The following is a 22,498-nucleotide window of genomic DNA, read 5'->3' on the forward strand; positions in this document are numbered from 1 at the left end:
AGCTAAGCGCTCCGCTCGGGAGGATTGATCTTGTTGAATTTTAAGTCGGGTAGATCGTTCTTTTGAAGCTGAATTGCCAGTCGTCCTGAAGATGGAATTGGCCCGCGCGTTGCACGCACGACGGCCTCACACGCAGTTGGGCGGGAACGGTTTATGGTAGCGGTGTGGTGGTTTTGGCTCCTCCACCTTGAGGGGGGAGGTTGGGACTCTCAGAGCTACGCAGTAGAGGGGGTGAGTAAGCGAAGCGATTGCCCTCCCTCCCGTCCTCAGACACTAGACCCTTAGACGTTCCCTTCCCCACTCACCGCCCCGAATTCAATACATTCCTAGTTCGCTCAGGCAGGGCGGCGCGTTCGGACGGCAGCAGTTGCACACGCGGTTTGCGGAAGGTCAGCGACAGGTAGATTTCGGCCTGCTGAAGCAGAAACTCGCGGTAGCCTTGGCCCACCGAATCCGGCTTTGGCCCGCTGCGGACGCATTCCAGCGCCAGCAAATCCAGTTGGCTTTTCAGTTCTTCCAGCGCCAGCGTGCGGGCCGCGTTCATGCCGCTGTCTCCCAGTGGCCCCGAGAGCGTGGGCAGGCGCTCTGGCAGGCGCATCAGCAGTTTGGCGGCGCGTTTCACGTTGGGGTCTTCCAGCGAGAGGGTGCAGGCGCGGCAGGGCTGCTCTTTGCTAGCTTCATTACATACCGGGCAAGGCCGCCAACCCTGTTGTTCACGCCATTTCCGCGCCCGTGTGATGGCTTCGGCGGCCCGCAGCGCGGCGGGAAGCAACTCGCCGTCTATGCCCTTCACCAACGCCTGAGCGCGTTCCCGGTCAGGGGCGGGCAGCGGTGCGGGCGTGGGAGCCGCCGCTTTGGTGGTGCTGCGAATCGTGCCCACGCTAAAGCGGATTTCGTTGATCGGATGGTCGCCCAGCATGGCATTCAGCGCCTTCAAAAAATGGTGGCGCTGCATGCTGAGGTGGTGGGCGGTGGCACTGTCTCGCACCTCGACAAACAGCGTAGACCCCTGCTGAGAGCGGGGCCGCGTGAGTTTGGCAATTTCTGGCCCTACCGCCTGCGGCCAAGCCAAAATCGCCCGCGCTCGCTGCACGCCTTTGGCAATCCGGGCCGTGCCCAGCGTCGCGCCCATGAGTTCGGCTATGCCCAGAGTGCCGCCCCAGCGCCGCGTTTTGCTCATGCGCCTGCCTCTACGGTGCCTGCTTCTACGGGCCGAAAGTCTTCCAAATCAGCAGCCTGATCTTCAGGCATAAAACGGCCTGCGTGCGCCCGCAACGTCAGCACGGCTCCCGGCGCTCGCTCGGTTCCGGTCACGATGGCCTGCGGCACGCTGGCGGCCAAGTCCAGCAGGAAGGCGCGGCGGGTGGGGTCAAGTTCGGCGCTGAAGTCATCGATCAGCAGCACAGGCTTTTCTCCAAATTTTTCCGACAACAGTTCCAGTTCGGCGCGGCGCAGGGCCAGCGCAACGGTCCGGCCTTCGCCCCGGCTGGCATATTCGGACGCGGCAAAGTCGCCCAACGTCAGCGTGAGGTCGTCGCGGTGCGGCCCCGTCACGGTAGCTCCGCGTGCCAGTTCCTCGCCCCGACGGGCGCTGAGGTCGCGGGCGTAGTGTTCGGGCGTGGTGGATTCGGTGAGGGTCAGCTTCAGCGGTTTGCGGCTGCCCAGCGCGGCGTTCGCTTCGCCTGCCAGTTCGTCCAACCGGGTCAGGGCGCGGCGTCTGAACAGCATGATTTCGCCGCCCAGTTTCAGTAGCGAGTCGTCCCAGACGTGCATCGCCCATTCCTCACCGCCCTTGAGGGCTGCATTGCGCTGAGACACCGTGCGCTCATAGCGGGCCAGTTGTTCGGCGTAGCGGGCGCTGATGCGCGACAGCAAGGCGTCGAGGTAAGCGCGGCGTCCGGCGGGGGGGCCGAACACCAGTTCGCTGTCTTCGGGCCGGATCCACACGGCGCTGCCACGCGGCAAGTCTCCGGTCTTCACGCGCACGCCGTCGACCTTCAGTTGCCGCCGCCCACGCCCCAGCCCCACTTCCTGCACGCTCAGGCTGCCGCCTTGCTGCAAATCCGCCCGCACATAGGCTTCTTTTTCGCCCGACTGCACCAGTTGCTCTAGGCGGTTCACGTCGGTCAGGCCAGTCAGGGCCAAGTACGCCGCTTCCAGCAAATTGGTTTTGCCCGCGCCGTTTTCCCCGTACACGCCCGTAACCCCCGCCGGAAAATGCAGCGTATCGGGCGCAAGGTTGCGGTAGTTCAGGGTAGACAGGGACTCCAGATGCACGCCCTCTATTCTACGTTCGGCGGCGGCGGGGAAATGGGGTGTGGGTTGTGGGATGTCGGAGGGGCTTATGCTTTCTCAATGTCCGGTTCCCTGTCTGACCTGCTGATCGTCACGCCCCACCCTTCCGGCCAGCTCCCCGCCGACGTGCTGCACGACATGTTGGGCGACGACGCCTTCGACAGTGCCAAACGTGCCGCCTTCCTGCGCCGCGTGTTTTTGGAAGGTGATCCCTTCACCGATCTGATTTACCTTGTACCCGGCGCAGAGCATGTGCAGGCCGCCTGGAGCCGCTTTGCCGTAGACCTGAACCGTGACCGCGCCGACACCGCCGACAACGGCGTCATCAAGGTGATGGATTTTGACCGCTCGCCCCTGTATCCGGCTGACTTTGCCCTGTCGCCTGCCGCCCGCGAGAGCAGACTACGCCGCCTCTGGGACACCTTCGACGCGCAGGTGCAGGCCGAACTGGCGGGCAAGCGCCTGATGATCGTGGGCCACAGCATGGCTCCGTATGGCCCCGCGCTCAGCCCCACTCCCGGCGTGCCGCGCCCCGGCATCACGCTGATGCTGGGCAGCGCCGCCGCCCCCACCTTTCCGCGTGCCCAATGGGACGCCCTGCAAGCCGTGTGCGCCGAAGCTTTTGCGCCGTTGCTCACCGGAGAATTTACTCGCGTCGCTATCGGCGATCCGTGGGATACCGACACGCTCAGCCTGAATCATCAGCGGCGCACGGGCATTCCGGCGTTTGGGATAGAGGTCAATGCGGGCCTGTACTTACGGGATGGCGAGGGGCAGGATGGAGCAATTCGGGCGCTGAATGGGGCGTTTGGGCGGTTTGCGGCGGGGGCTTTGGCGTTGGTTTGAGGAATGGACTTGGGATTTTTGGGCTTGCCCCACGATTTGCCCCACCCCCCAGCCCCCTATCCCACCGGGTAGGGGGAGTAAAGCGCTCCGCTCAGGAGGATTGATCTTGTCGCATCTCAAGTCGGTTTGTTCGTTCATCTGAAGCGGAATTGCCAGTTCATTCCAAGCTGGAACTGGCCCGCCCACTGCGTGGACGACGGCCTCACACGGATTCGGGCGGGGACGGTGTGGGGTGGCGGTGTCGGGGTTTTCGCTCCCTCACCCTTGAGGGGGGAGGGAGCGAATGAGCGCAGCGATTGCCCTTCATCTGTTCCCACTGACCACTACCCACTCACCACTTCCTGCTCTAAGCCTCCCGGCTCGCCAATTCCCGCACCGCGCCCACCAAGCGTGCGGCGGCCGTCTGATCCGGTGCGTCCTGCAACGCTTCTGTCAGCAGCGCGATGCCTGCTTTGGCCTGTGCATCGGCGTAGGCCTGCGCGTAGGCCACGCTGCCACCCTCCAGCAGCCGGCGGTGAATGTCGGCTATGGTTGCGGCGTCTTTGGCAGGGCGGTCAAGGTGCATCTGCTCCAAAAACAGGTCTTTTTGCTGTGCCGAAGCGGTTTGCAGCCAGTGCAGCACGATCAACGTTCGTTTGCCCTCCAGAAGATCGCCGCCGATTTCTTTGCCGTATTTGGCCGGATCGCCCAGCAAATTCAGCACATCGTCCCGAATCTGAAAGGCCGCGCCGAGGGCCAGCCCAGCCGCCGTGAAGCGTTCGTCGGGGGCCAAGCCTGCCGCCAGTGCGCCCAGTCTCAGCGGCACAATGACCGTGTAATGGGCAGTTTTTAGGCTCACCATTTGCAGATAGTCGGCCTCTTTCAGCGTCCATTCACGGCGCTCCACCCACGCCAAATCGAGGTGCTGGCCCTCGGCGGTGCGGTGAATCATCGCCAAGAATTCTTCCATCGCTCCCGGCACGCCCGCCCGGTGAACGGCGGCCCACATGTAGGCGTGTAGCGCGTCTCCGGCATTGATCGCCAGCGCCACCCCATGCAGGCGGTGCAGCGCGGGCTGGCCCCGGCGTTCTTCGGAATCGTCCTCTATATCGTCGTGAATCAGCACCCAGTTCTGAAACAGTTCCAGCGCCGTTGCCAGCCACAGGGCGCGTTCCCAAGCCGCCGTATCCACTTGTACGCCGTGCGCCGCGGCACTCGCCAGCAGCAGTTCGCTGCGAATGCCTTTGCCGCCGCGTATGGGGTAATCGCGCAGCATGGCAAAGTAGCGCGCGAGTTCTGGATGAGAAGCGGAAGCGGGCAGCAGCGAGAGGGCGCGTTCTAGCAGTTCGGGGCGCATGGTGTGGCAGTGTAGAGCGGCGGGTGGGGGGAAGGGAAACAAGGGAAGAGGAGCAGGGGTGGAAGACGCCGCCTAGCCCGGAAGGGGAGAGGCGGCAGAACTATTTGTACTGCTGCCTTGCTTTGCGCCTTGCGGCGATGACTGCGCCGGGTTTCAGTAGCCGACAACTTAGGTTCTACGCTGTCCCAGTCGACAATTTTCGCGAAATTAAGGTTTTGGCTGCGCTGGAGACGTGAACAGGCGGGAGATTGAGAGGTGTGCAGACCTCATCTCCCGCCTTTCCCCACAGTACCGAACTCGCGGCCGATTTCAAGCGCACGGTGCCTTTCCTGCGGATTGATACCCTCCAGCGCCTGATTGACGTCGTCCTAGCGATGATCAGTGCTCAGAACGTCAATCACCTCAAACTCTCGCCCCATATGCCCGGAAACAGCAGTGTCGAGGCTAAAAAACGCCGCGTGGAACGCGGCGTCGGGGATGAGCAGCTGACGATGCGGGTTTTTCTGGCACTGATCCTGACGCGTATCCCGCCCGGAAAGTGGCTGCTGAGTCTGGATCGCACCACCTGGGATCACGGGGAGTCTCCGATGAATCTGCTGGTGTTGGGCGTCGTCATAGAGGGCTACACCATCCCTCTGGTCTGGGACGCTCTGGAACACACGGGCAACAGCGACACCCACACCCGCATGTGGCTGGTCAGCCAACTGCTCCGGGTCTTTCCCGCCTCCCGCTGGCGTGGCCTGGTCGCCGACCGGGAATTTATCGGTGCAGAGTGGTTCCGCTTTCTGCGGCAAAGCCGCATTAAGCGGGCGGTACGCGTGAAGAAAAACACCCGGCTGGACGGTCTGCGAGCGTCCGAATGGTTCGACGATATCGCGCCGGGACAGTACCGTTGTCTGGCGGAGAAAGCCTGTGTCTTCGGTGAGATCATGCAGGTCGTCGCCACAAGGTCACCCGCGGGTGACCTTGTGCTCATCGCGACCGATTTCAACGTCTGGGACACGGTTGTACTGTACCGAAGGCGCTGCCCCGGTGGAATGCACCTTTAGCAGCCTGAAATCCAGAGGCTTTGACCTTGAACGCACCGGGATGTCTGATCCACAGGCACTGGAGCGGCTGTTCGGCTTCGTCGTTCTGGCTTGGCTGAGCTGCTTGCAGGTCGGGGTCTGGAGGTCACAGCACAAGCCCATCAAAACGCTCAAGCATGGCCGCAAAGCCATCAGCCTTGCGGCCTACGGAGCGCAATACCTCATCCATGCCCTTCGCTGGGGTCACGAGACGCTCCACGCACTTCTGATCCTGCTGACCCAGCCTGTATTCCCTCTGGGACAACAAAAAAGTGGAGTTGTCGGCTACTGAAGCGCCGGGTACCCAAGCAAAGGCGATCAAGAATGACCACCAAAAATCGTGTTGATTGAGGCCAGATTTGGTTAAGGCCAGAGGAGCCGCAAAGAGGGCGACGAAGAGAACGCCAATGGCAATCAATCTATATCGGTGCACAGAATGCCTCCTGCAAAAGCTGTACTCATTCTATTGACTATCTGGATAGAAATTGCTGCACCCCCGCTGTCTCCATCTTTCGTCCCGCGCATTCCTCACGCGGCTTCACTACACTGCGGGCAGATGTCGTCTGCCACTTCTGCCCGTGCGCCTGCCTACCTGCGGTTTTTGCTGTTGGGCGGCGTGTTGGCCTTACTGGGCAGCCTGTTTCTGATCCCGGAAGTCCGCAACTTCTTTGCAGCGGGCTACGCAGCCCTGCGTTCCCCCGATCCAGCGGTGACGCACGCTTGGGTAGACGGACTGGGCTGGGCTGGCCCGCTGGCCCTGATCGCGGCCTTCGTGGTGCAGGCGGTGTTGCCCGTGTTGCCCGCGCTGGTCATGACCGCCGTGACCGCCCGCGCTTACGGCCCCGTCGAAGGCTTTTTCATCGTGTATATCGGTACTTTGTTGGGTGCAGTGGCGGGCTACTGGCTAGGACGCGGCGTAGGCGAGCGCCTGATTCGCACGCTGGCAGGCGAACGCGCCAGCACCCGTGCCCAAAACTTTGCCCAGAAATACGGCGTTCAGGGCGTGCTGATGGTGCGCCTGATGCCCATCCTCAGCGCCGACGTAATGAATCTGGTGGCGGGTGCAGTCCGGATGCCGTTTCGCCCCTTCCTGCTGGCTACCGCTGCGGGCGCATTTCCGGTCACGCTGTTGGTGATTTGGCTGTCTGGGTCTACGTCGCGCATGCTGTGGGGCTTAGGAGTCTTGTCGCTGTTGGTGGCGGCGGTGGCAGGTTGGCGCACATGGATGGGCAGGCGTCGGGCGGCGCGGGCCGGTGCGTCTTCACCCGCACCTGAGTCTGAATAGGGTTGAGGGATAAGCGAGAGAGAAGTTGGCGTCGCGTCTAAACCCCCCAGTCTGCTGCGCAGCCAGCCCCCCTTAAAGGGGAACGCAACAGCTGTTGGATCCTCCCCTCTAAGGGGGGGCGTTGCAGAGCAACGGGGGGGTTGCCTTCCAACTCCGCCCACAACCGCCCCCACCTCACTGCTAAACCGCCCGGTCATTCCCCTGTCAGGTAGACTGCCTCACGGTTGCGCCGATCTGCCCAAAGCCTGAGGGCAAGCGGGCGGCGGCGCGGGCGGGAGGATCATGACGGAAGACACGCAAGCGGGCAAGCAGGCAGGCTCCGCATACGAACGGGCAGGCGTGAGCATCGACGCCGGACACCGGGCTGTGGCCCTGATGAAAAATGCCGTGGCACGCACGCACACACCCGCTGTACTGGGCGGCATCGGCGGCTTCGGCGGGCTGTTCCGGGCGCAGTTTACGGGCGCAGATGGTCAGCCGATGACCGATCCGGTGCTGGTGGCCTCTACCGATGGTGTGGGCACCAAAACCAAAGTCGCGGTGCGGGCAGGCAAGTTCGCGGGCCTCGGCGCAGACATCGTGAACCACTGTGCCAACGATATCTTGGTGCAGGGCGCACGGCCCCTGTTTTTCCTCGATTATGTGGCGATGGGCGTGCTGCGGCCCGAAGCGGTGGCCAATGTGGTGACGGGCGCGGCACAGGCCTGTGAGGCGCTGGGCGTGGCCTTGCTGGGCGGCGAAACAGCCGAGATGCCGGGAGTGTACGTAGAGGGCGAACTGGACATCGTGGGCACGATTGTGGGCGTCGTAGACCGGCCCAAGCTGATAGACGGCTCTCGCATCTGCCCCAGTGATGCCGTGATCGCCTTGCCCAGCAGCGGCCTGCACACCAACGGCTTCAGCCTTGCGCGGATGGCGCTGGACGGGCTGGACTGGCAAGAAGCCCGCGCCGATTTGGGAGGTCAATCGTTGGCCGACGTGCTGCCGATTCCGCACCGTGCGTATGGCCCTGCCTTTGACGCACTCACCGCCGCCGATGTGGACGTGCGCGGCATGGCCCACATCACGGGCGGCGGTCTGGTCGATAATCCTCCACGTATTTTCCCGGCAGGCGTGGGCATGCGAATAGACACAGCCTCTTGGACGGTTCCGCCGTTGTTCGAACTGATTTTGGAACGCGCCAACGTGGCCCGCGCCGAAGGCTTCCGCGCCCTGAATATGGGCGTAGGCTTCCTGTTTATCGTGCCTGCCGCAGAGGCTCAGGCAGCCCTAAATGCCCTGCAAGCCAGCGGTGAAACGCCTTGGGTGATCGGCATAATGACTGAAGGCAGCGGCGTAGAGTTTGCAGAAGCACAGGTTGAAGACAAGTTGACCGGGGTGAGTTCTTGAGTTCCGACGCACCCCGCAAACGCCTCGCGCCCTTTGGATTTACGCCCCCAGACCGCGCCACCGCCACCGAGTTTTGGGTCGTGCGGCACGGCGAAAGCACTTGGAATGCCGATGGCCGGTATCAGGGCCAAACCGATGTGCCCCTCAGCCATATCGGAATTTTGCAGGCCGCCAGCCTTGCCGAGCGCCTGACCGGGCTGCACTTCGACGCTGTCTACACCAGCGACCTTGTGCGGGCCTCGCAAACGGCAGACGCGGTGGCCGAACGCTTGCTGGGCAATCCGCCTGTGCAGGCCGACCCCGGCCTACGTGAAATTGACGTGGGCGAGTTGTCCGGCCTCGTGATTGCTGACATTCGCGCCCGCTTCCCCGATTACCTCAGCACGCTGATTCAGGAACCTTGGGCCACCCGCAGACCCGGCGGCGAGAGCATGGAAGACCTGTTTGCCCGCTGCGGCGCGGCGTTTGACCGTCTGCGGGCGCGGCATCCGGGCGGGCGCGTGCTGGTGTTTACACACGGCGGCGTGGTGCGCGTAGCGGTGGGGCTGGCGCTGGGGGGTGTGCCTGCCAACGCTTGGGCACGCCTCAGCGTCACCAACACCAGTATTACCCGCGTGCTGCTGGGTCACAACAGCGGCACACTGCTGGGCTTCAACGACGACGCGCACCTAGAGGATTTGATAGAAGCGACGGAAGCCGACGACGTGCTGGGGCAAGCGCCGTGAGCGGGCAAAACGTGTTTGGCAGAAGGTGGAACGTGGCTCACTTCTCTGGCCTGTTCGGAAGCTAACCATGTCTGCCCCTGACCCACGAGCTACGGTTCACGCTCCATCCCCGTCTTTAGAATCCCGCTTCCGCTCCGGCGACCTGCGTGCGCTGTCCCGCGCCGTTACGCTGGCCGAGGCTGGCTTGCCCGCTGCTCGGCCCCTGCTGCGTGCTGCACGCGAACAAGCCGCCCACAAACCCGGCATCGTTTTGGGTATTACGGGCAGCCCCGGCAGCGGCAAAAGCACCCTCACCGACGCCCTGATTTCGCACCTGCGCGGGTTGGGGCAGCGGGTGGCGGTGGTGGCTGTCGACCCCAGCAGCCCCTATTCGGGCGGCGCAATTTTAGGTGACCGCATCCGGATGCTGCGCCACCACGCCGACGAGGGCGTGTTCGTGCGCTCCTTAGCTAGTCGGGGAGCGCTGGGCGGCCTGTCGGCCCGCACGATGCAGGTGCTGGCGCTGCTAGAGGGCGCGGGCTTCGACTGGGTCATTTTGGAAACGGTGGGCGTGGGCCAATCGGAAGTCGATGTGGCCTCGGCCTGCGACCACACGCTGCTCGTTCTCACCCCGGCGGGCGGCGACGGCGTGCAGGCGTTCAAGGCGGGCATCATGGAAATTGCCGATGTGATCGCCGTGAACAAGGCCGACTTGCCGGGTGCAGACCGCACCGTGCGCGAACTGGTGGCCGCGCAGGGTCTCGGCGCACACGACGAACACACTTGGTTTGCACCCATTCACAAAACGGTGGCCGGGGAAGGGCAGGGAATAGCCGAATTGGTGACTGCTGTGTCGGCCCACCGTGCCCACCTCGGCGCGGCAGGACTGACCGAACGCCGTACCCGCCGCGCCGAATTCGAGGTGCGCTCCTTGGTGCAAGAACGCCTGCTGCGCCGCGCCCGCGCCACCAGTGCCGACCTGTATGCCCGTGTAGCACGCGGAGAACTGGACGCCGATGCTGCGGCTGACGCGCTGCTGGGCGGTGAATTGACCTGAAGAATCGCCAACTCGCCCCCATCCTCTTCGCCTTCCTGATCGTTCAGCGAATCCTAGAACTGCGGCTGGCCCGCGCCAATGAACGCTGGGCGCGGCAGCAAGGCGCGGTGGAGTACGGCCAAACCCATTACCCGCTGTTTTTTGTTCTGCACCCCACATGGATGCTGGCCCTGCTGTTGGAAGGCCGCAAGTCGGGCGGGCGCGTGCTTTGGCCGATGCTGGCGCTATTCGTGCTGGCTCAGCCGCTCCGCTACTGGGTCATTCGCACACTGGGCCGCTACTGGAACACCCGCATTCTGATCGTACCGGGCGGAAAGCGCGTGACAGGCGGGCCATTCCGGTTCATGCCGCATCCCAATTACGCGGTGGTGGCCCTAGAAATCGCCGCCGCGCCGCTGGCTGTGGGGGCGTGGCGCACGGCAACCGCTTACACGGTTCTGAATGCGGCTTTGCTGCTGCTGGTGCGCCTGCCCGCCGAAAATGCGGCTTTGGCGGTGTATCAAACGGAGAGCAAGTCGTCGGGTTAGAGACAGCATTTCGGATGTATGTGAAACAAGTCGGCTGCAAAGTCTTCGTTTAGGGTCACACTACGTAACCTATTGATCCTTGCTTAAGTTGGCAATATCTTGAGAACATTGAGCTGGAAGGTCAACCCCCCGTTGCTCGCGCAACGCCCCCCCTTAGAGGGGAGGACAAAGGCTGTGGTGCTCCCCTCTAATACGAGATTAAAATGAATCCTTGACATAGGCAGGTTCGCCGCTTGTGGCCCCCTCACCCCGCTGCTAACGCAGCGCCCCCCTCCCACGAGTGGAGAGGGCAAAGCACATGTTCAGGATTCACTTTAATTCCTTATAAGGGGGACTGGCTGCGCCGCAGACTGGGGGGTTCGCCGGGAAGCATCAACGGTCAATGCTTGCCCCATTTCAATGTTGCTCAGCCGCACAGGAATCCATAAAAATGCTGTCTTGAACAGCCTTCTCGGCAAATTCACGGCCCAAAACTCAGAGCATTCCCCCAGCCCTTAGTGGGCCATGCTCTGCGGCGTGCGGCGTTCGAAGACCAAGCCCACCGGGGTATCGGCCAGTTGGACTGCCGACAGCACCGAAAGGTCTTGCAGCTCCAGCCGAATCCGGCCAGCGGCGTTAGTGCGCTCTACGGCGGCGACTACGGCAAGTACCTTCAATCCTTTGGTGGCGCACAACAACATCGTTTCCAGTTCGGCCAACCCGTCTGTCAGGTGCTCGGTCACGATCACGACTTCTCCACTCAGACCTTCGGCATCCAGCAGCTTCCAGTGGCCCGTCGTGGCTTCTCTGGCGGTGTGTAGGGCAACCACGCCGCGTGTGTAGGCCACCAATTCGGCCAATTGCTGAGCGCCGGGAAGGGCAACTACCAGATCGAATTCGGGCAACAGCGCCCCAAATCGGCCCGCTACTTCTGTCCAGTCTTGGGCTTGTAATCCCGCCAGACGTGCCCGCAGCCCCTCTTCTGAGGGCAGAGCGGTTGCGATCACTTCCCGGAACTTCATTGCCATGGCCTTAGATTACGCTGTAATAGTCTTTGTCGACCAAATACTTCACTTCAATTAAACACAGCCCTTTATTTAATGGGGGGTGGGTGAAGAAGGTTGAGCTTGACATCGGCGTTAGCTGGGTGGCCCGCACTGCTGGACAGAAGTGGGGCACAGACCGCACGGGGGCTGCCAGAAGGAGAGTAGGGTGCAGACCATGCAGGTTCCCGCTTCCTCTTCTTCGGCGCAGACCCCCGATCTGACCCTTACTGCCCAGACCATGACCCGGCAGGCCACCGCCGTCGCTTTGGCGGTTACGGCGGGGCATTTTATCAATGACGCTTACGGTGCCATGCTGACGCCCCTCACTCCGGCCCTGCAAAGTAAATTTGGGGTCAGCATCGCCGCCGTCACGTTGCTCTCCAGCGTCTTTTCCCTCACCAGCAGCGTGATGCAGCCCCTGCTGGGCATCGTTGGGGAACGCCTAGACCGCCGCTACGCCGCCGCGCTTGGCCCCCTCATGACTGGAATCGGCCTCACGCTGATGGGCTTCGTGCCTTGGTTCGGGGCGCTGGTGCTGTTGGTGGCAGTGGCAGGCTTCGGCAGCGGCTTTTTTCACCCCGCAGGCGCGGCGTATGTGGCCCAAAACAGCCCACCCGACAAGCGCGGCCTGTGGGCCAGCATTTTTAGTGCAGGCGGGACGGGCGGCATGGCGCTGGGGCCAGTCTTTGCAGGCGTGGGCCTCACGCATTTGCCGTGGTTCGCCCTGATCGGCGCGGTCATTGCGGCCATTACTTTCGTTGTTACCCCTTCGGGCAAACAGAGCAGCAAGCGCGTGGGGGCCGCCGAATATCTGCGAATCTTCCGGGGACCAATCGTGTGGCTGTGGGGCATGGCGGTGCTGCGGTCTCTCGCCAGCATGGGCTACAACGCCATGTTGCCCTTTATGCTGCTGGCACGCGGGTTCGGGGCGCGGGAAGTGGCCCTGACGCTGGGGGTGTACGCCGTCGCCAGTGCCATCGGCGGCATCGTGGGCGGGCGCATCAGCGACAAGCGCGGGCGGATTCCGGTGCTGCGGGCGGCTATTCTGACCACCATCCCGTTTTTTGCCATCCTGATTCTGAGCAGTCCGGCGAATTGGTGGTTCTACCCGCTCACCTTTGTGGTGGGGGCCGCCGTGAATGCCAGTATTCCGGTGGGCGTCGTCACGGCGCAGGAATACGCGCCCGGTCATGTGGCCGTCGCCAGCTCCATCATGATGGGCTTTTCGTGGGGCTTTGCGGGCATCCTGATTTTCTTGGTGGGCGCATTGGCCGACGTGACCAGCCCGACAACAGCGGCGTTGGTCAGCCTCAGTCTGCTGATTCCCAGTGCGCTGATTGCCTACAGATTGCCGGAACCGGAGCGGGCGACGTTCAGGTAAGGAAGTGGGGTGTAGGACGTAGGATTCTGGTTGATAGAACGTGGAGTGTGGATCGTGAAAAAGGCAAAAGCAGGGGCTATGGAGGCTCTGGCTTTTACCCTTCCTTAGACCACCCACTCGCAATCCACGTTCTGCATACCCTTATCCCCCCGCGCCCAATTTGCCCAGCCACACGCCCACGCCGAATACCACCGCGCCGCCCACGATGACCTGAAAAATGGTCTGGCGCAGCGGGCTGTGCATGTAGCGCCAGCGAATCAGCGCGATGACCAGCAGTTCGACGATGACCACCACGTAGGCCAGAGTGAGTGCCGTTTGCAGGTCGGGAATGAGGAAGGGAAGCGTGTGCAGCATGCCGCCCAAGATGGTAGCCGCGCCCGTAATGACGCCGCGTGCGAAGGGCTTGCCGCGCCCGCTGACCAAGCCGTCGTCGCTGAGAGCTTCGGCGAGGCCCATGCTGATGCCTGCGCCCACGCTGGCGGCCAAGCCCACCCAGAAGGCGTCCAGCGGCTTGCCCGTCAATCCGGCAGTAGCAAAAATGGGAGCCAACGTACTCACGCTGCCGTCCATCAGACCCAACAGGGCAGGCTGCACCTTTTGCAAAATAAAGGCCTGATCGTGCGTCACAGGCGGCGGGGCTGAAGGCATGGGCTTGGACTGATCAGCGGAGGGCGCATCGGGCATGGGGCAGTCTAACGTTAATAGGAATTATTCTCAATAAGGCAATTGGATGGGATTGGTCGGAATAAAGCCGAACTTGTACAGAATCATCCGAGTGCCGAATATGCGGCCCCTTCCCGCCGTATCCTGAGCTAACCGTGACTTCTGCACCTTTGCCGCCCCCTCCCTTCCCGCCTGCCCAGCGCCGCTACGCTGTGGTGCTCAATCCTCATGCGGGGCGCGGCCTCGCCTCGCGCGAGTGGCCCCGGCTGGAAGGCGAGTTGCAGGCCCGCCGCCTTAACTTTCAGCTCATTTCGGCGGGATCGGGGGCCGACGCTTTGGCCCGTGTGCAAGCGTTGCCCCCAGATGTGGCGGTGCTGGCGGTGGGTGGAGACGGCACGGTAGGCGCACTCTTGCCCGCGCTGATCGGGCAGGCAGCACGGCCTCTGGCGATTGTGCCGCTGGGCAGTGGCAACGATTACGCCGGAATGTTGGGCCTGAAACCGGGCCAGTTTGGGGAAGCCTTAGACCGCCTGAGTTACACGCCGCGCCGAGTAGATGCGCTGGAAGCTACCGTGACCGAAGGCGCGGGCGCGGGTGTGCCCCGGCTGCTGCTGAATGGCCTCGGCATGGGCTTTGACGCACAGGTGGCCGCCACCATGCTCCGCGCCCCCGCCCGCCTGACCGGATTTGGCCGCTACTTGTGGGGCGCGTTGGCCGCCCTGCGTGACTTGCAACTCACCGACCTGACCCTGACCGTAGACGGCCAGACCATCTATTCCGGCCCCAGTTGCCTTGCTGCTGTGATGAACGGCACGCGCTACGGCGGCGGCTTTCTCATCAGCCCGCAGTCGGACGCACATGACGGCCAACTGAACGCCCTCGCCAGCGGCCCCGTGACCCGCCCGCAACTGCTGGGCCTGATGGGGCGGGTGCTGCGCGGCACGCATTTGGGTCAGCCCCGCGTGTACCACGCCACCGGGCAAGCCGTGACCATTCGCTGGGCCGCGCCCACCCACCTGCACCTTGATGGCGACCTGTCGGGCGAGGTGAGTGAGATTCAGGTGCGGGTGCTGGCCGGGGCGGTGACGTTGCTGAATGGGTAGCGGGTTGTCGGGGTAGGGGAGAGATAAGACAAAGAACGTGGATCGTGGAACGTGGGAAAAGCTCAACCATGATCTACGATCCACGTTCCGAAGTGCCTTACTTCAGCGTTGCCAGTTTGGCTTTCGCTGCGTCCAGATCACGCTTTTCCCAGAAGGTGTCCGCGCTGATGGTCACTGCTTTCTCCAGTTGAACGGCGGCAGCGGCTTTGTTTCCCTGAGTCAGCAGGGCGTTGGCGTACTCGATGCGGTGAATCGCCACATTGGGTTCGAGGGCGATGGCCTTTTCAAAATTGGGAGCAACCTGTGACTTGAGGCCGCCTACAGCGCGTCCGGCCATCCCCTTCAGGCCGCCCACGTCAAGGTTGGCGTTCCAGAGGCCGAGGGCCACGTAGGCTCCGGCCATTTTGGGATTGATCTTGGTGGCCTGATCCAGATTTTTCTTCATGTCCTGCGCCAACGGCAGGCTTTGGAACACGCCCACGTACTGAGCCAGACGGCCCTGTGCCCGCGCCAATTCGAAGTAGGCGTCGGCGTTGTTGGGGTCGAGTTTGATAGCCAGCTTGGCGTAATTCTGGGCCTTCTCGAACAGGCTCTTTTTGGCGTTGTCGGCCACCAGGGCAGCGCCTCCAGTGGTGGCCTCGGCAGCCAGAGCCAGCCCAACGCTGGTGTTCAGTGCGGCGGCGGCGGTGGCCGCTTCCTGCCATTTGCCCGAATCGTACAGGGCTTGGGCGGCTTGCTGAGACTGCGCGTGGGCCACGCCCGAAAGGGCGGTCAGGGTGAGGGCGAGGGTCAACAGGGGGCGGTTTTTTACAGCTAGGCGCATAGGAATTCCTCCGGGGGAGTGGGGTGAGTTCAGCCGGGCAGACATCAGATGACCGCCGGAACCTGGGCAAGTTGAAAAGCTGCACCGAGTATACACATCTGCACCCTGAAAGTCTGATGGGTGCGTCAGGAACGGTCTGCACAGGCATTTATGAACTGGGTGCAACGAGTGTGAGCTGGGGTGGTAGGCTCAAGCCACCTTGATTCCGTCGTTTTTGGACTGCCTTTGCCGTTCTCCTTCCTTCGCGGGCGGGTATGGGGGGGCCTGATGCTGTGGCGCTCGACTGGCGCGGCATTCTGGCCGACTTGCGTGCCCATCTGCCGCCCCAAGCTGGCACAGCGGGAGCAGTACGCGGCAGCCTGCGCTGGCTGGAAGGCGAGATGCGGGCACGCGGCGCGAATCCGGCGTCGGTGCGGAATATCGTTTACCGCGACATAGGCATACCCGCCGACAAAGCGGCGCTGGCAGGCATCCTGACCGACTTGGCGCAGGAAGCAGGCCGACCCCTGCCCACCGTCACACTGCCCAGTGTTCCCGCCCCCCTGCCCGATGAACTGGAACTGTTGGGCCGCAGCAAAAAGCGGGCCTACAAGCAGTTTTTGGCGGGGGTGCGGGCAGGCAGAACACCCCGGATGATCGTAACCGGGCGGCGCGGCGCGGGCAAAACGGTGCTGATCGAGCATGTGGCGTCGGCCTTGGCTGCCGAGCATGTGCCGGTGCTGCGGCTCTCTTTGGCCAGTGACGCCTTTCAAATCTTGCCCGCATTCCCCGCTGCTGGGCGTTCTTTTGCGGCGTTGGCGGCGGCTCAGGCCGAGGCTGCCCGCGCTGCTATGGCGGGCCGGGAAGGAGTGCTATTGGCCCGCGTCACCGCCGATCTGCACTTTGCCGGAGAGCCGCCCCGCTTGCCCGATGGCACACCTGTTTCTTCGGCGGTGTGGGCCACCGAACATCTGCTGCGCCGCGCCCCGGCTGGGTTGGCGGTGTTGCTGGCCCTAGAAGACGCGGCAGACTTGGAGGCCCATTTGCCCGCAGGCGTGGCCGAACTCATAGAACTGCACCCGCCCACGCCTGCCGAAGCCCGCGCCTACCTGATGGCCCGCCTCGGCATTGGCCGCGCCGCCGCCGACGCCCTCGTGCGTGAAACGGGCCGCAATCTAGACCGCCTGACCCTGCTGGCAAGCGTGGGCCGGGGCGAGGCCGGACAGGGCGAAAGTGGCGCGGCGCGGCTGCTGGCCGATCCGGATATTCGTGTTCTGGCGGCGGCTTTGGCAGGCTTGTCGGGAGTGCCTTTGCCCGCCGCGATTCCTGACGCCGCTTTGTGTGCTGCCTTAGGTTCCCCGCCCGCCGCTCTGCCCACCCATGCCCGCGCCCTGCTGTCCGGTTCCCCCGACTTGGGCTGGACTCCCGCCGATGGACTCCGGGCCGCCTTGCCGCTGGTTCCCGCCGCCGAAGCTCAGGCCGCCGCCCGCCGTTTGGTGGCTGTATTCGAGAGGCTAAGAGATGAAGCTGCCGCCGAACTCTCCGGTTTTGCACTGGCCGCACTGACCCTGCTGCAAGACTGGCCCGCTCTCGCCGCACAGGTCAGCCGCCGCCCCGACGACGCCCGCCATTTGCCGCCGCTGTGGGCCGCCATTCGGGGCAAAACCGGACGGGGTAAGAAAGACAAAGCTGGAGCCTCGGCAGAAGCTCTAGAAATCCTCGCCCGTGCGCTCGCCACGCACCACGCCGGACGGGGCGAATACGGCGATCCCCGCGCCCGCGACGCGTTGTTTACGTTACTGGAATCTCCTCGCGATCCGGTGCGGGCGTGGGCACGGGTCAAGCTGGCCGAAAGCAGTGTGGACGCCGGAAACTTCGAGGCCGCACGTGGGCAACTGGCACATCCTGACCTGAGCGGGCTGCTGTCAGAGCCTTCTTCATCGTGGCCCGACTCCTCTTGGACGGTGGCGGCGCAGGCCGATGCGTTGTTGGTGCAAGCGGCGTTGGCCCGTTGGAGCGGAGACTTGGAGGCCGCCACCCGCGCCGCCACTGACCCCCGCACCGTGCAGGGCGGCCCGCGTGCGGCGCTGTGGCGCGGTCTGATCGCCAAAGACGCCGGACGCTGGCCCGAAGCCCTGAGCGCCCTACAAAGCGTGCCGCCCTCTAGCCCACTCTTGTCGGCCCGCGCCCGCTACCAAGAGGGCGATTTGTACCTGAGATTGGGCCAGCCCGCCGCCGCTCTGCACGCCCTTCAGGACGCCGCCGAACGCTTGCCCCGTGCAGGCGGGAGCGCCGAAGAAACTGCCCGTGTGCTGGCCCGCGCTGCCACCGCCCAGCGCAGGTTGGGGCATCCGGCAGAGGGACTAGAGCTGCTTGGGCGGGCGCTGGGGCTCATCGCTGCGCCGGGAGTCCCTGCCCTTCCCAGAACTTTTGCCTCTGTTGCGGCCCGCTTCAGCCAGACGGAAGCCAAAAAACCCGGCCTTCAACCGGAATCCGTCTTGCCCCGCGCCCGCCTGCTTTCGGAAGGGTTGCCGATTTTGCTGGCGCTGGGCCGCCCCGATGAAGCGTTGGCCCAAGCTGCCGCTGCCATGAACTTGTTGTCGGGACTCTTGACTGTGCCGGGTTCCCGCCAAGCCGAGGCCGAATACCGCCTGCGCCGTACCCAGTACCGCCTCGCGTTGGCCTACCTGACGCGGGGAATCGGCTTGCCGTACCTCTACCCGTTTTGTGGCCCTCGCCGAGATCATCCCGATTTGGTGCAGGCCCGTACCTTGCTGGACAATCTTCTGCGCTCTGCCGCCGATTCGTCTCAACCTGACCGCGAACAAGTTCTCACCTTCGACATGTTGCTGACGCGGGCGCTGGCCGATCCCGCCCCAGCCTCGGCCCTACACTTTGCCGAACGTGCCTTAGCGATGACCGATCACCCCTACGCGGCGGCTCAGGCCCATGCCATCCGTGCCGAGGCGTACTTGCGGGCCAACCAGACAGGCGCAGCGTTGGCCGATATCAACCGCGCTCATGCCTTCTTGCGCCGGGTGTCGCTGGGAGGAGAAACTGGCTCCACTACCCCCGCCGCCGATCCGGGCTTGGCCGCGCAACTGCTGGCGCTGGAAGTACGGGCAACCATCGGGGAGGGCGCGGGCGCTTTGGTGTGGCTCAGAACTGCGCTGCAAGACCCGGCCCTGCATCCTTTCAGGATGGGCGTGTGGCGCGAGGCGGGGCGGGCGCTGGAGGCCCATCATCCCGCCGCTGAAAGCGTGCTGCAACAGGTGTATTCGGCGTCCAACTTGGCCCGCGTGGGCGCTCTGCGGGTGCGTGACCGGCTGTGGGTCTTGGAATCGGAGACAGGGCTTCAGGATTAAGAATTCAGAGGGGAAGGTTATCGGGTATGCTACGGGTGTGAGCATCACCGATTCGCAGGCCGGAGGCCGCGCCGCCATCCGACTGCTGCAAGGCTACGTCTGGCATCCTCAGAGCGCCGACGTAGACCTAGAGCACTACCTTCCCCGCGAGCTAGACCTGCCCAAATCTCCGGGCGCAGCCGACGAGGACGACGCCCATGTGCTGTGGGATATGGTGTCGCCGCCCTTTGCCTTCTTTGAAAACGGCGAGCCGACGGCGGCCCAGACCTTTTATCAATTTACGGTGCTGCGTGTGTACGATGACCGTCCCAGCAACGAAGCCCTGCACGGCGACGCCGAGGCCGCCAGCCAAGCCCTGAATCCCTTGCTGGACGGAACGCCTGACGGTGTGGGCTGGCAACTCTGGGAAGACCTGCGGGAGCTGTGACGTGAGGGCGCAGCGATGATCGTTTGGCTTGATCTGCTGGCCGAAGGAGACCAGCATCCCCGCCGTTTTGACAGCCGGGAGACGCTGTTGGTGTACCTGACCCGTGTAGAGCGCCTGACCCGCGAGGCCGCCCAAGAGCTGATTCAGAAGGGCGAAATTGGCCCGCCACTGGCCCGGCGCACATATCAGGTGCGGGCGTTGCCGCTGCCTTCGTCTGTTCATACATGACCGAACCCGATTTATCCGCTCTAGAACCAAATGCAGAAGGGCCAGTTGTTGCCATCCCCGTGTACGCGGGCGTCAGCGAACTGGAATTGGGGATCATGGTGGCTGTGTGCCGCCTGTGCGGGGGCGAGGGCGCGACCCGCACGCTGCACCGCTCTCGCGTCAGTATTCTGACTGCCGGGGGATTGGTCAGCACGCCGCACGTGATGTACGCCGCCCTGCCCGAACCCGCCGCCCTGCTTCTTCCCGGTGGCCCCGGAGCCGCCAAAGCCGCCCGCGATCCGTTGCTGCGCGGCTTTTTGGCGGCCCATGCCGGGTTGCCTACTGGAGCCAGCGGCAGCGGTCTTCTGTTGGCGGGCGAGGCAGGCACGTTGCAAGGCCGCATTCTGGGTGGCCCCGCCGACCTCACCGACGTGCTGTGGGGCTTTTCCCCTGCCGAGGTGCGCCCCGGTGAGGTTGTGACCGATGCCCACCTGACCACCACTCCGGGCGGATTCCCGGCGATTTATGCAGCGTTGGCCGTCGCTGGGGCGGTGTGGGGTGAGGCAGCGGCGGAAGAGGCAGTGGAGAGGTTGGGGTGGTCTAAAAGTCTAGGGTCTAAGGTGCTGGGGTAGTGAGGTCTTGAGGGTGGCTGAGCGGTTAGACTGGAAGGAATGACCGATAGACCAGTTCTGGCTGATCCTGCCGCACCCCAGCCTTGGGAAGTCACGCGCTCTACCGTGATGTACCAAGACCGTTTTCTGAAAATCCGTACCGATCAATGCCTGACGCCCGCCGGAGTCGTCGTGCCCACCTACCACGTCATAGAGGCTTTGGATTGGGTGAACGTGCTGGCCCTGACACCCGAGTTTGAAGTCGTGCTGGCCGAAGAATACCGGCATGCGGTAGGTCTGGTGCTGTCTGGTCTGCCCAGCGGGAACAGCGAGATTGGCGAAGCCCACGCCGAAGCCGCCCGCCGCGAACTGTTGGAAGAAACGGGATACAGTTACGCCACGCTGATTCCGGTGTCGTCCAGCTTCGTCAGCACAGGCACGATCACCAACCGCGTCCACTCGTTTTTGGGGCTAGACGCCCAGTACATCGGGCCGCAAAATCTCGATCCAAACGAACAGGTTCGGGTTAGGGTAGTGCCTTTTTTGGACTGGTTCCGGGCGGCCAGAGCCGACGCGCTGCACACCCAGTCCACGCAGCAGGTCACGCACTTGCAGGCCATGTGGGGCGCAGTTTCGGTGATTCTGAGTGGGCAGCAGCCGTCGCTGGAACCGTTGCGTGGGCCGCTGCTGGAACTGTTGTCTTCACCCTGATCGTGAAGCGCCACACTGCACTTTTGCCCTGTTTGTCCCGTTGCCCCGCGCTAGCCTAATGCCATGCCTGATTCCACCCTCCCCATTCCCACAGACCGCCCCCGCCGACTGCGGCGCACTCCGGCGTTGCGGGCGCTGACCCGTGAAGTCACGCTGGCCCCGGCGCACCTGATCCACCCCATGTTCGTGCATGAGGAAGCCTTTGATACCCCCATCGCCTCCATGCCCGGTGTGAGCCGCCACAGCCTAGACAGCGCCGTAGCAAAGGCAGGCGAGGCGTTGGCGCTCGGCATTCGCTCGGTCATCCTGTTCGGCATTCCGGCCCACAAAGACGCGCTAGGCACGCAGGCTTACGCCGATGAGGGCATCATTCAGCGGGCGGCGCGGGCGATCAAGGCAGCCCACCCTGACCTGACCGTCATTGCCGATACCTGCCTGTGCGAATACACCGATCACGGACATTGCGGCCCGCTGTGCGAAATTCAGGGCGGCGAATGGACAGTAGACAACGACCCCTCGCTGGAATTGTTGGCCCAAACGGCGGTGTCTCAGGCGCGGGCGGGGGCCGATATCGTAGCCCCCAGCGCCATGATGGACGGCCAAGTGGGGGCGATTCGGGCGGCGCTGGATGCAGCGGGCTTTTCGCACGTGCCCGTCATGAGTTACGCCGTGAAGTACGCCAGCGCCTACTACGGCCCCTTCCGCGACGCGGCGGGCAGCACCCCCAGCGTAGGAGACCGCGCCACCTACCAGATGGATCCGGCGGGCGGCTACCGCGAGGCGCTGCGTGAAGCGAAATTGGACGTGGCTCAGGGCGCAGATTACCTGATGGTCAAGCCCGCGCTGGCGTACCTCGACGTCATCAAGCTCTTGCGTGACAACTTTGATCTCCCTTTGGTCACTTATAATGTGAGTGGCGAATACGCGCTGATCAAGGCCGCCGCACAGCTTGGTTTTATGGACGAACGCCGCACCGTGCTGGAAACCCTGACCGGAATGCGCCGCGCTGGGGCCGACGCCATCATCACCTACCACGCGCTGGACGCCGCCCGTTGGCTGGCGGGAGGATAACCATGCAGGCCACCAAAGAGCAGAACAGCATCAACGATCCTATTCGAGTTGATTGGATTCCGACCGGAATTTGGCCTGGACGCCTCGGCCTGACTTTTGCGCCGGGTAAAAAAGGCGGCAGCATCTATCAAAATGGAGTTGTACACGCCCGCGACGTGGCCGAGGACATGCACACGCTGGCCCGAGGCGGCGTGCAAGTCTTGGCCCCGCTGATCGAGGATTTTGAATTCGACATGCTCGGCATGGAGGGCTACCACGCCGAAGCCGAAGCCCGCAGCATTCTGATCGCCGCCTGCCCCATCGTAGATCAGCACGCGCCTACAGACCGAATTGGTTTTGCCGCCTACATCGACGAATTGATGACGTACCTGCTGGATGGCCGCAGCGTTGTCGTGCATTGCCGGGGCGGTTTGGGCCGGGCCGGACTCGTGGCCGCTTGCCTGTTGGTGCAGGGCGGAATGCCCCCCAGAGAGGCCATCGCGCTGGTACGGGCCACGAGGAGCCGCCACGCGATTGAAACGGCGGTGCAGGAACGGTTTGTCGAAGAATTTGGGCGGTGAGGCGCTGATGGGTGGATCGTGGATCGTGGATCGTGGATCGTGGATCGTGGATCGTGGATCGTGGAT

General features: G+C 63.6%; 23 protein-coding genes. 16 read left to right on the plus strand and 7 right to left on the minus strand.

Going from position 1 to position 22,498, the window contains the following annotated elements; genetic code table 11:
* Nucleotides 1-301 precede the first annotated feature (301 nt).
* Nucleotides 302-1,180 (minus strand): DciA family protein, encoded by an 879-nt coding sequence (locus E7T06_RS01095; protein ID WP_136363984.1) that lies wholly within the window; start codon nt 1,178-1,180, stop codon nt 302-304.
* A complete protein-coding gene (gene recF, locus E7T06_RS01100; RefSeq protein ID WP_136363985.1) occupies nt 1,177-2,286 on the minus strand; it encodes a DNA replication and repair protein RecF in 1,110 nt (369 codons plus the stop codon). Before recF ends, E7T06_RS01095 begins: the two co-directional genes overlap by 4 nt.
* Before the next feature lie 69 nt (nt 2,287-2,355).
* On the opposite strand from recF, the gene E7T06_RS01105 reads away from it, so the two are divergent.
* Nucleotides 2,356-3,141 carry an N-formylglutamate amidohydrolase gene (locus E7T06_RS01105; protein WP_136363986.1) on the plus strand — a complete coding sequence of 262 codons (786 nt, stop codon included), beginning with the start codon at nt 2,356-2,358 and terminating at the stop codon, nt 3,139-3,141.
* A gap of 346 nt (nt 3,142-3,487) precedes the next feature.
* Here E7T06_RS01105 and E7T06_RS01110 read toward each other — a convergent pair whose 3' ends face one another.
* Nucleotides 3,488-4,477, minus strand: coding sequence for a polyprenyl synthetase family protein (locus E7T06_RS01110; RefSeq protein WP_136363987.1), 990 nt, complete (start codon nt 4,475-4,477; stop codon nt 3,488-3,490).
* A gap of 257 nt (nt 4,478-4,734) precedes the next feature.
* Here E7T06_RS01110 and E7T06_RS01115 point away from each other — a divergent pair, with 257 nt between their 5' ends.
* Nucleotides 4,735-5,526 carry a transposase gene (locus E7T06_RS01115; RefSeq protein ID WP_240740785.1) on the plus strand — a complete coding sequence of 264 codons (792 nt, stop codon included), beginning with the start codon at nt 4,735-4,737 and terminating at the stop codon, nt 5,524-5,526.
* 124 nt (nt 5,527-5,650) lie between these two features.
* Here E7T06_RS01115 and E7T06_RS21590 read toward each other — a convergent pair whose 3' ends face one another.
* Complete coding sequence (locus E7T06_RS21590) at nt 5,651-5,977, minus strand: hypothetical protein (RefSeq protein WP_240740786.1); 327 nt, start codon at nt 5,975-5,977, stop codon at nt 5,651-5,653.
* 123 nt (nt 5,978-6,100) lie between these two features.
* Between E7T06_RS21590 and E7T06_RS01120 the strand changes: the two genes are divergently transcribed.
* The 5 genes from E7T06_RS01120 to E7T06_RS01140 all read left to right on the plus strand — a co-directional run bounded on the left by E7T06_RS01120 (nt 6,101) and on the right by E7T06_RS01140 (nt 10,506).
* Nucleotides 6,101-6,829, plus strand: a complete 729-nt coding sequence (locus E7T06_RS01120; RefSeq protein ID WP_136363988.1) for a VTT domain-containing protein — start codon at nt 6,101-6,103, stop codon at nt 6,827-6,829.
* Nucleotides 6,830-7,111: 282 nt separating this feature from the next.
* Entirely contained in the window at nt 7,112-8,218 is a 1,107-nt protein-coding gene (purM, locus tag E7T06_RS01125; protein ID WP_136363989.1) for a phosphoribosylformylglycinamidine cyclo-ligase, read from the plus strand.
* Complete coding sequence (locus E7T06_RS01130) at nt 8,215-8,943, plus strand: histidine phosphatase family protein (protein WP_136363990.1); 729 nt, start codon at nt 8,215-8,217, stop codon at nt 8,941-8,943. The genes purM and E7T06_RS01130 overlap by 4 nt, the downstream gene beginning before the upstream one ends.
* Nucleotides 8,944-9,010: 67 nt before the next feature.
* Nucleotides 9,011-9,979 carry a methylmalonyl Co-A mutase-associated GTPase MeaB gene (meaB, locus tag E7T06_RS01135; protein ID WP_136363991.1) on the plus strand — a complete coding sequence of 323 codons (969 nt, stop codon included), beginning with the start codon at nt 9,011-9,013 and terminating at the stop codon, nt 9,977-9,979.
* A complete protein-coding gene (locus E7T06_RS01140; RefSeq protein WP_136363992.1) occupies nt 9,976-10,506 on the plus strand; it encodes an isoprenylcysteine carboxylmethyltransferase family protein in 531 nt (176 codons plus the stop codon). The genes meaB and E7T06_RS01140 overlap by 4 nt, the downstream gene beginning before the upstream one ends.
* Nucleotides 10,507-11,000: 494 nt before the next feature.
* On the opposite strand, the gene E7T06_RS01145 is transcribed toward E7T06_RS01140, so the two are convergent.
* Nucleotides 11,001-11,513: a hypothetical protein gene (locus E7T06_RS01145; protein ID WP_136363993.1), complete on the minus strand. Its 513-nt coding sequence runs from the start codon at nt 11,511-11,513 to the stop codon at nt 11,001-11,003.
* Between the two features lie 256 nt (nt 11,514-11,769).
* On the opposite strand from E7T06_RS01145, the gene E7T06_RS01150 reads away from it, so the two are divergent.
* The gene (locus E7T06_RS01150; protein ID WP_168733315.1) at nt 11,770-12,912 is read left to right on the plus strand and encodes an MFS transporter; all 1,143 of its coding nucleotides are present in this window, start codon (nt 11,770-11,772) and stop codon (nt 12,910-12,912) included.
* A gap of 141 nt (nt 12,913-13,053) precedes the next feature.
* On the opposite strand, the gene E7T06_RS01155 is transcribed toward E7T06_RS01150, so the two are convergent.
* A complete protein-coding gene (locus E7T06_RS01155; RefSeq protein WP_136363995.1) occupies nt 13,054-13,596 on the minus strand; it encodes a VIT family protein in 543 nt (180 codons plus the stop codon).
* Between the two features lie 134 nt (nt 13,597-13,730).
* On the opposite strand from E7T06_RS01155, the gene E7T06_RS01160 reads away from it, so the two are divergent.
* Nucleotides 13,731-14,678 carry a diacylglycerol kinase family lipid kinase gene (locus tag E7T06_RS01160; protein WP_240740787.1) on the plus strand — a complete coding sequence of 316 codons (948 nt, stop codon included), beginning with the start codon at nt 13,731-13,733 and terminating at the stop codon, nt 14,676-14,678.
* Nucleotides 14,679-14,775: 97 nt separating this feature from the next.
* Here the strand turns inward: E7T06_RS01160 and E7T06_RS01165 are convergent, their stop codons facing one another.
* Entirely contained in the window at nt 14,776-15,501 is a 726-nt protein-coding gene (locus E7T06_RS01165; protein ID WP_136363996.1) for a tetratricopeptide repeat protein, read from the minus strand.
* A 254-nt stretch (nt 15,502-15,755) separates the two neighbouring features.
* Between E7T06_RS01165 and E7T06_RS01170 the strand changes: the two genes are divergently transcribed.
* From E7T06_RS01170 to E7T06_RS01200, 7 genes are all read left to right on the plus strand, one after another.
* Nucleotides 15,756-18,845 carry an AAA family ATPase gene (locus E7T06_RS01170; protein WP_136363997.1) on the plus strand — a complete coding sequence of 1,030 codons (3,090 nt, stop codon included), beginning with the start codon at nt 15,756-15,758 and terminating at the stop codon, nt 18,843-18,845.
* A gap of 37 nt (nt 18,846-18,882) precedes the next feature.
* Nucleotides 18,883-19,272 carry a DUF3208 domain-containing protein gene (locus tag E7T06_RS01175; RefSeq protein ID WP_136363998.1) on the plus strand — a complete coding sequence of 130 codons (390 nt, stop codon included), beginning with the start codon at nt 18,883-18,885 and terminating at the stop codon, nt 19,270-19,272.
* Nucleotides 19,273-19,287: 15 nt separating this feature from the next.
* A complete protein-coding gene (locus E7T06_RS01180) occupies nt 19,288-19,500 on the plus strand; it encodes a hypothetical protein (protein ID WP_136363999.1) in 213 nt (70 codons plus the stop codon).
* Nucleotides 19,497-20,111, plus strand: a complete 615-nt coding sequence (locus tag E7T06_RS01185) for a transcriptional regulator (RefSeq protein ID WP_136364000.1) — start codon at nt 19,497-19,499, stop codon at nt 20,109-20,111. Before E7T06_RS01180 ends, E7T06_RS01185 begins: the two co-directional genes overlap by 4 nt.
* A gap of 39 nt (nt 20,112-20,150) precedes the next feature.
* On the plus strand, nt 20,151-20,801 hold the full coding sequence (locus E7T06_RS01190) for an NUDIX hydrolase (protein ID WP_136364001.1): 651 nt from the start codon (nt 20,151-20,153) through the stop codon (nt 20,799-20,801).
* 63 nt (nt 20,802-20,864) lie between these two features.
* Nucleotides 20,865-21,872, plus strand: coding sequence for a porphobilinogen synthase (gene hemB, locus E7T06_RS01195; protein WP_136364002.1), 1,008 nt, complete (start codon nt 20,865-20,867; stop codon nt 21,870-21,872).
* Nucleotides 21,873-21,874: 2 nt separating this feature from the next.
* A complete protein-coding gene (locus E7T06_RS01200) occupies nt 21,875-22,432 on the plus strand; it encodes a cyclin-dependent kinase inhibitor 3 family protein (RefSeq protein WP_136364003.1) in 558 nt (185 codons plus the stop codon).
* Nucleotides 22,433-22,498: the final 66 nt, after the last annotated feature.

Source organism: Deinococcus sp. Arct2-2 (genome assembly GCF_004801315.1).
GTDB lineage: Bacteria > Deinococcota > Deinococci > Deinococcales > Deinococcaceae > Deinococcus.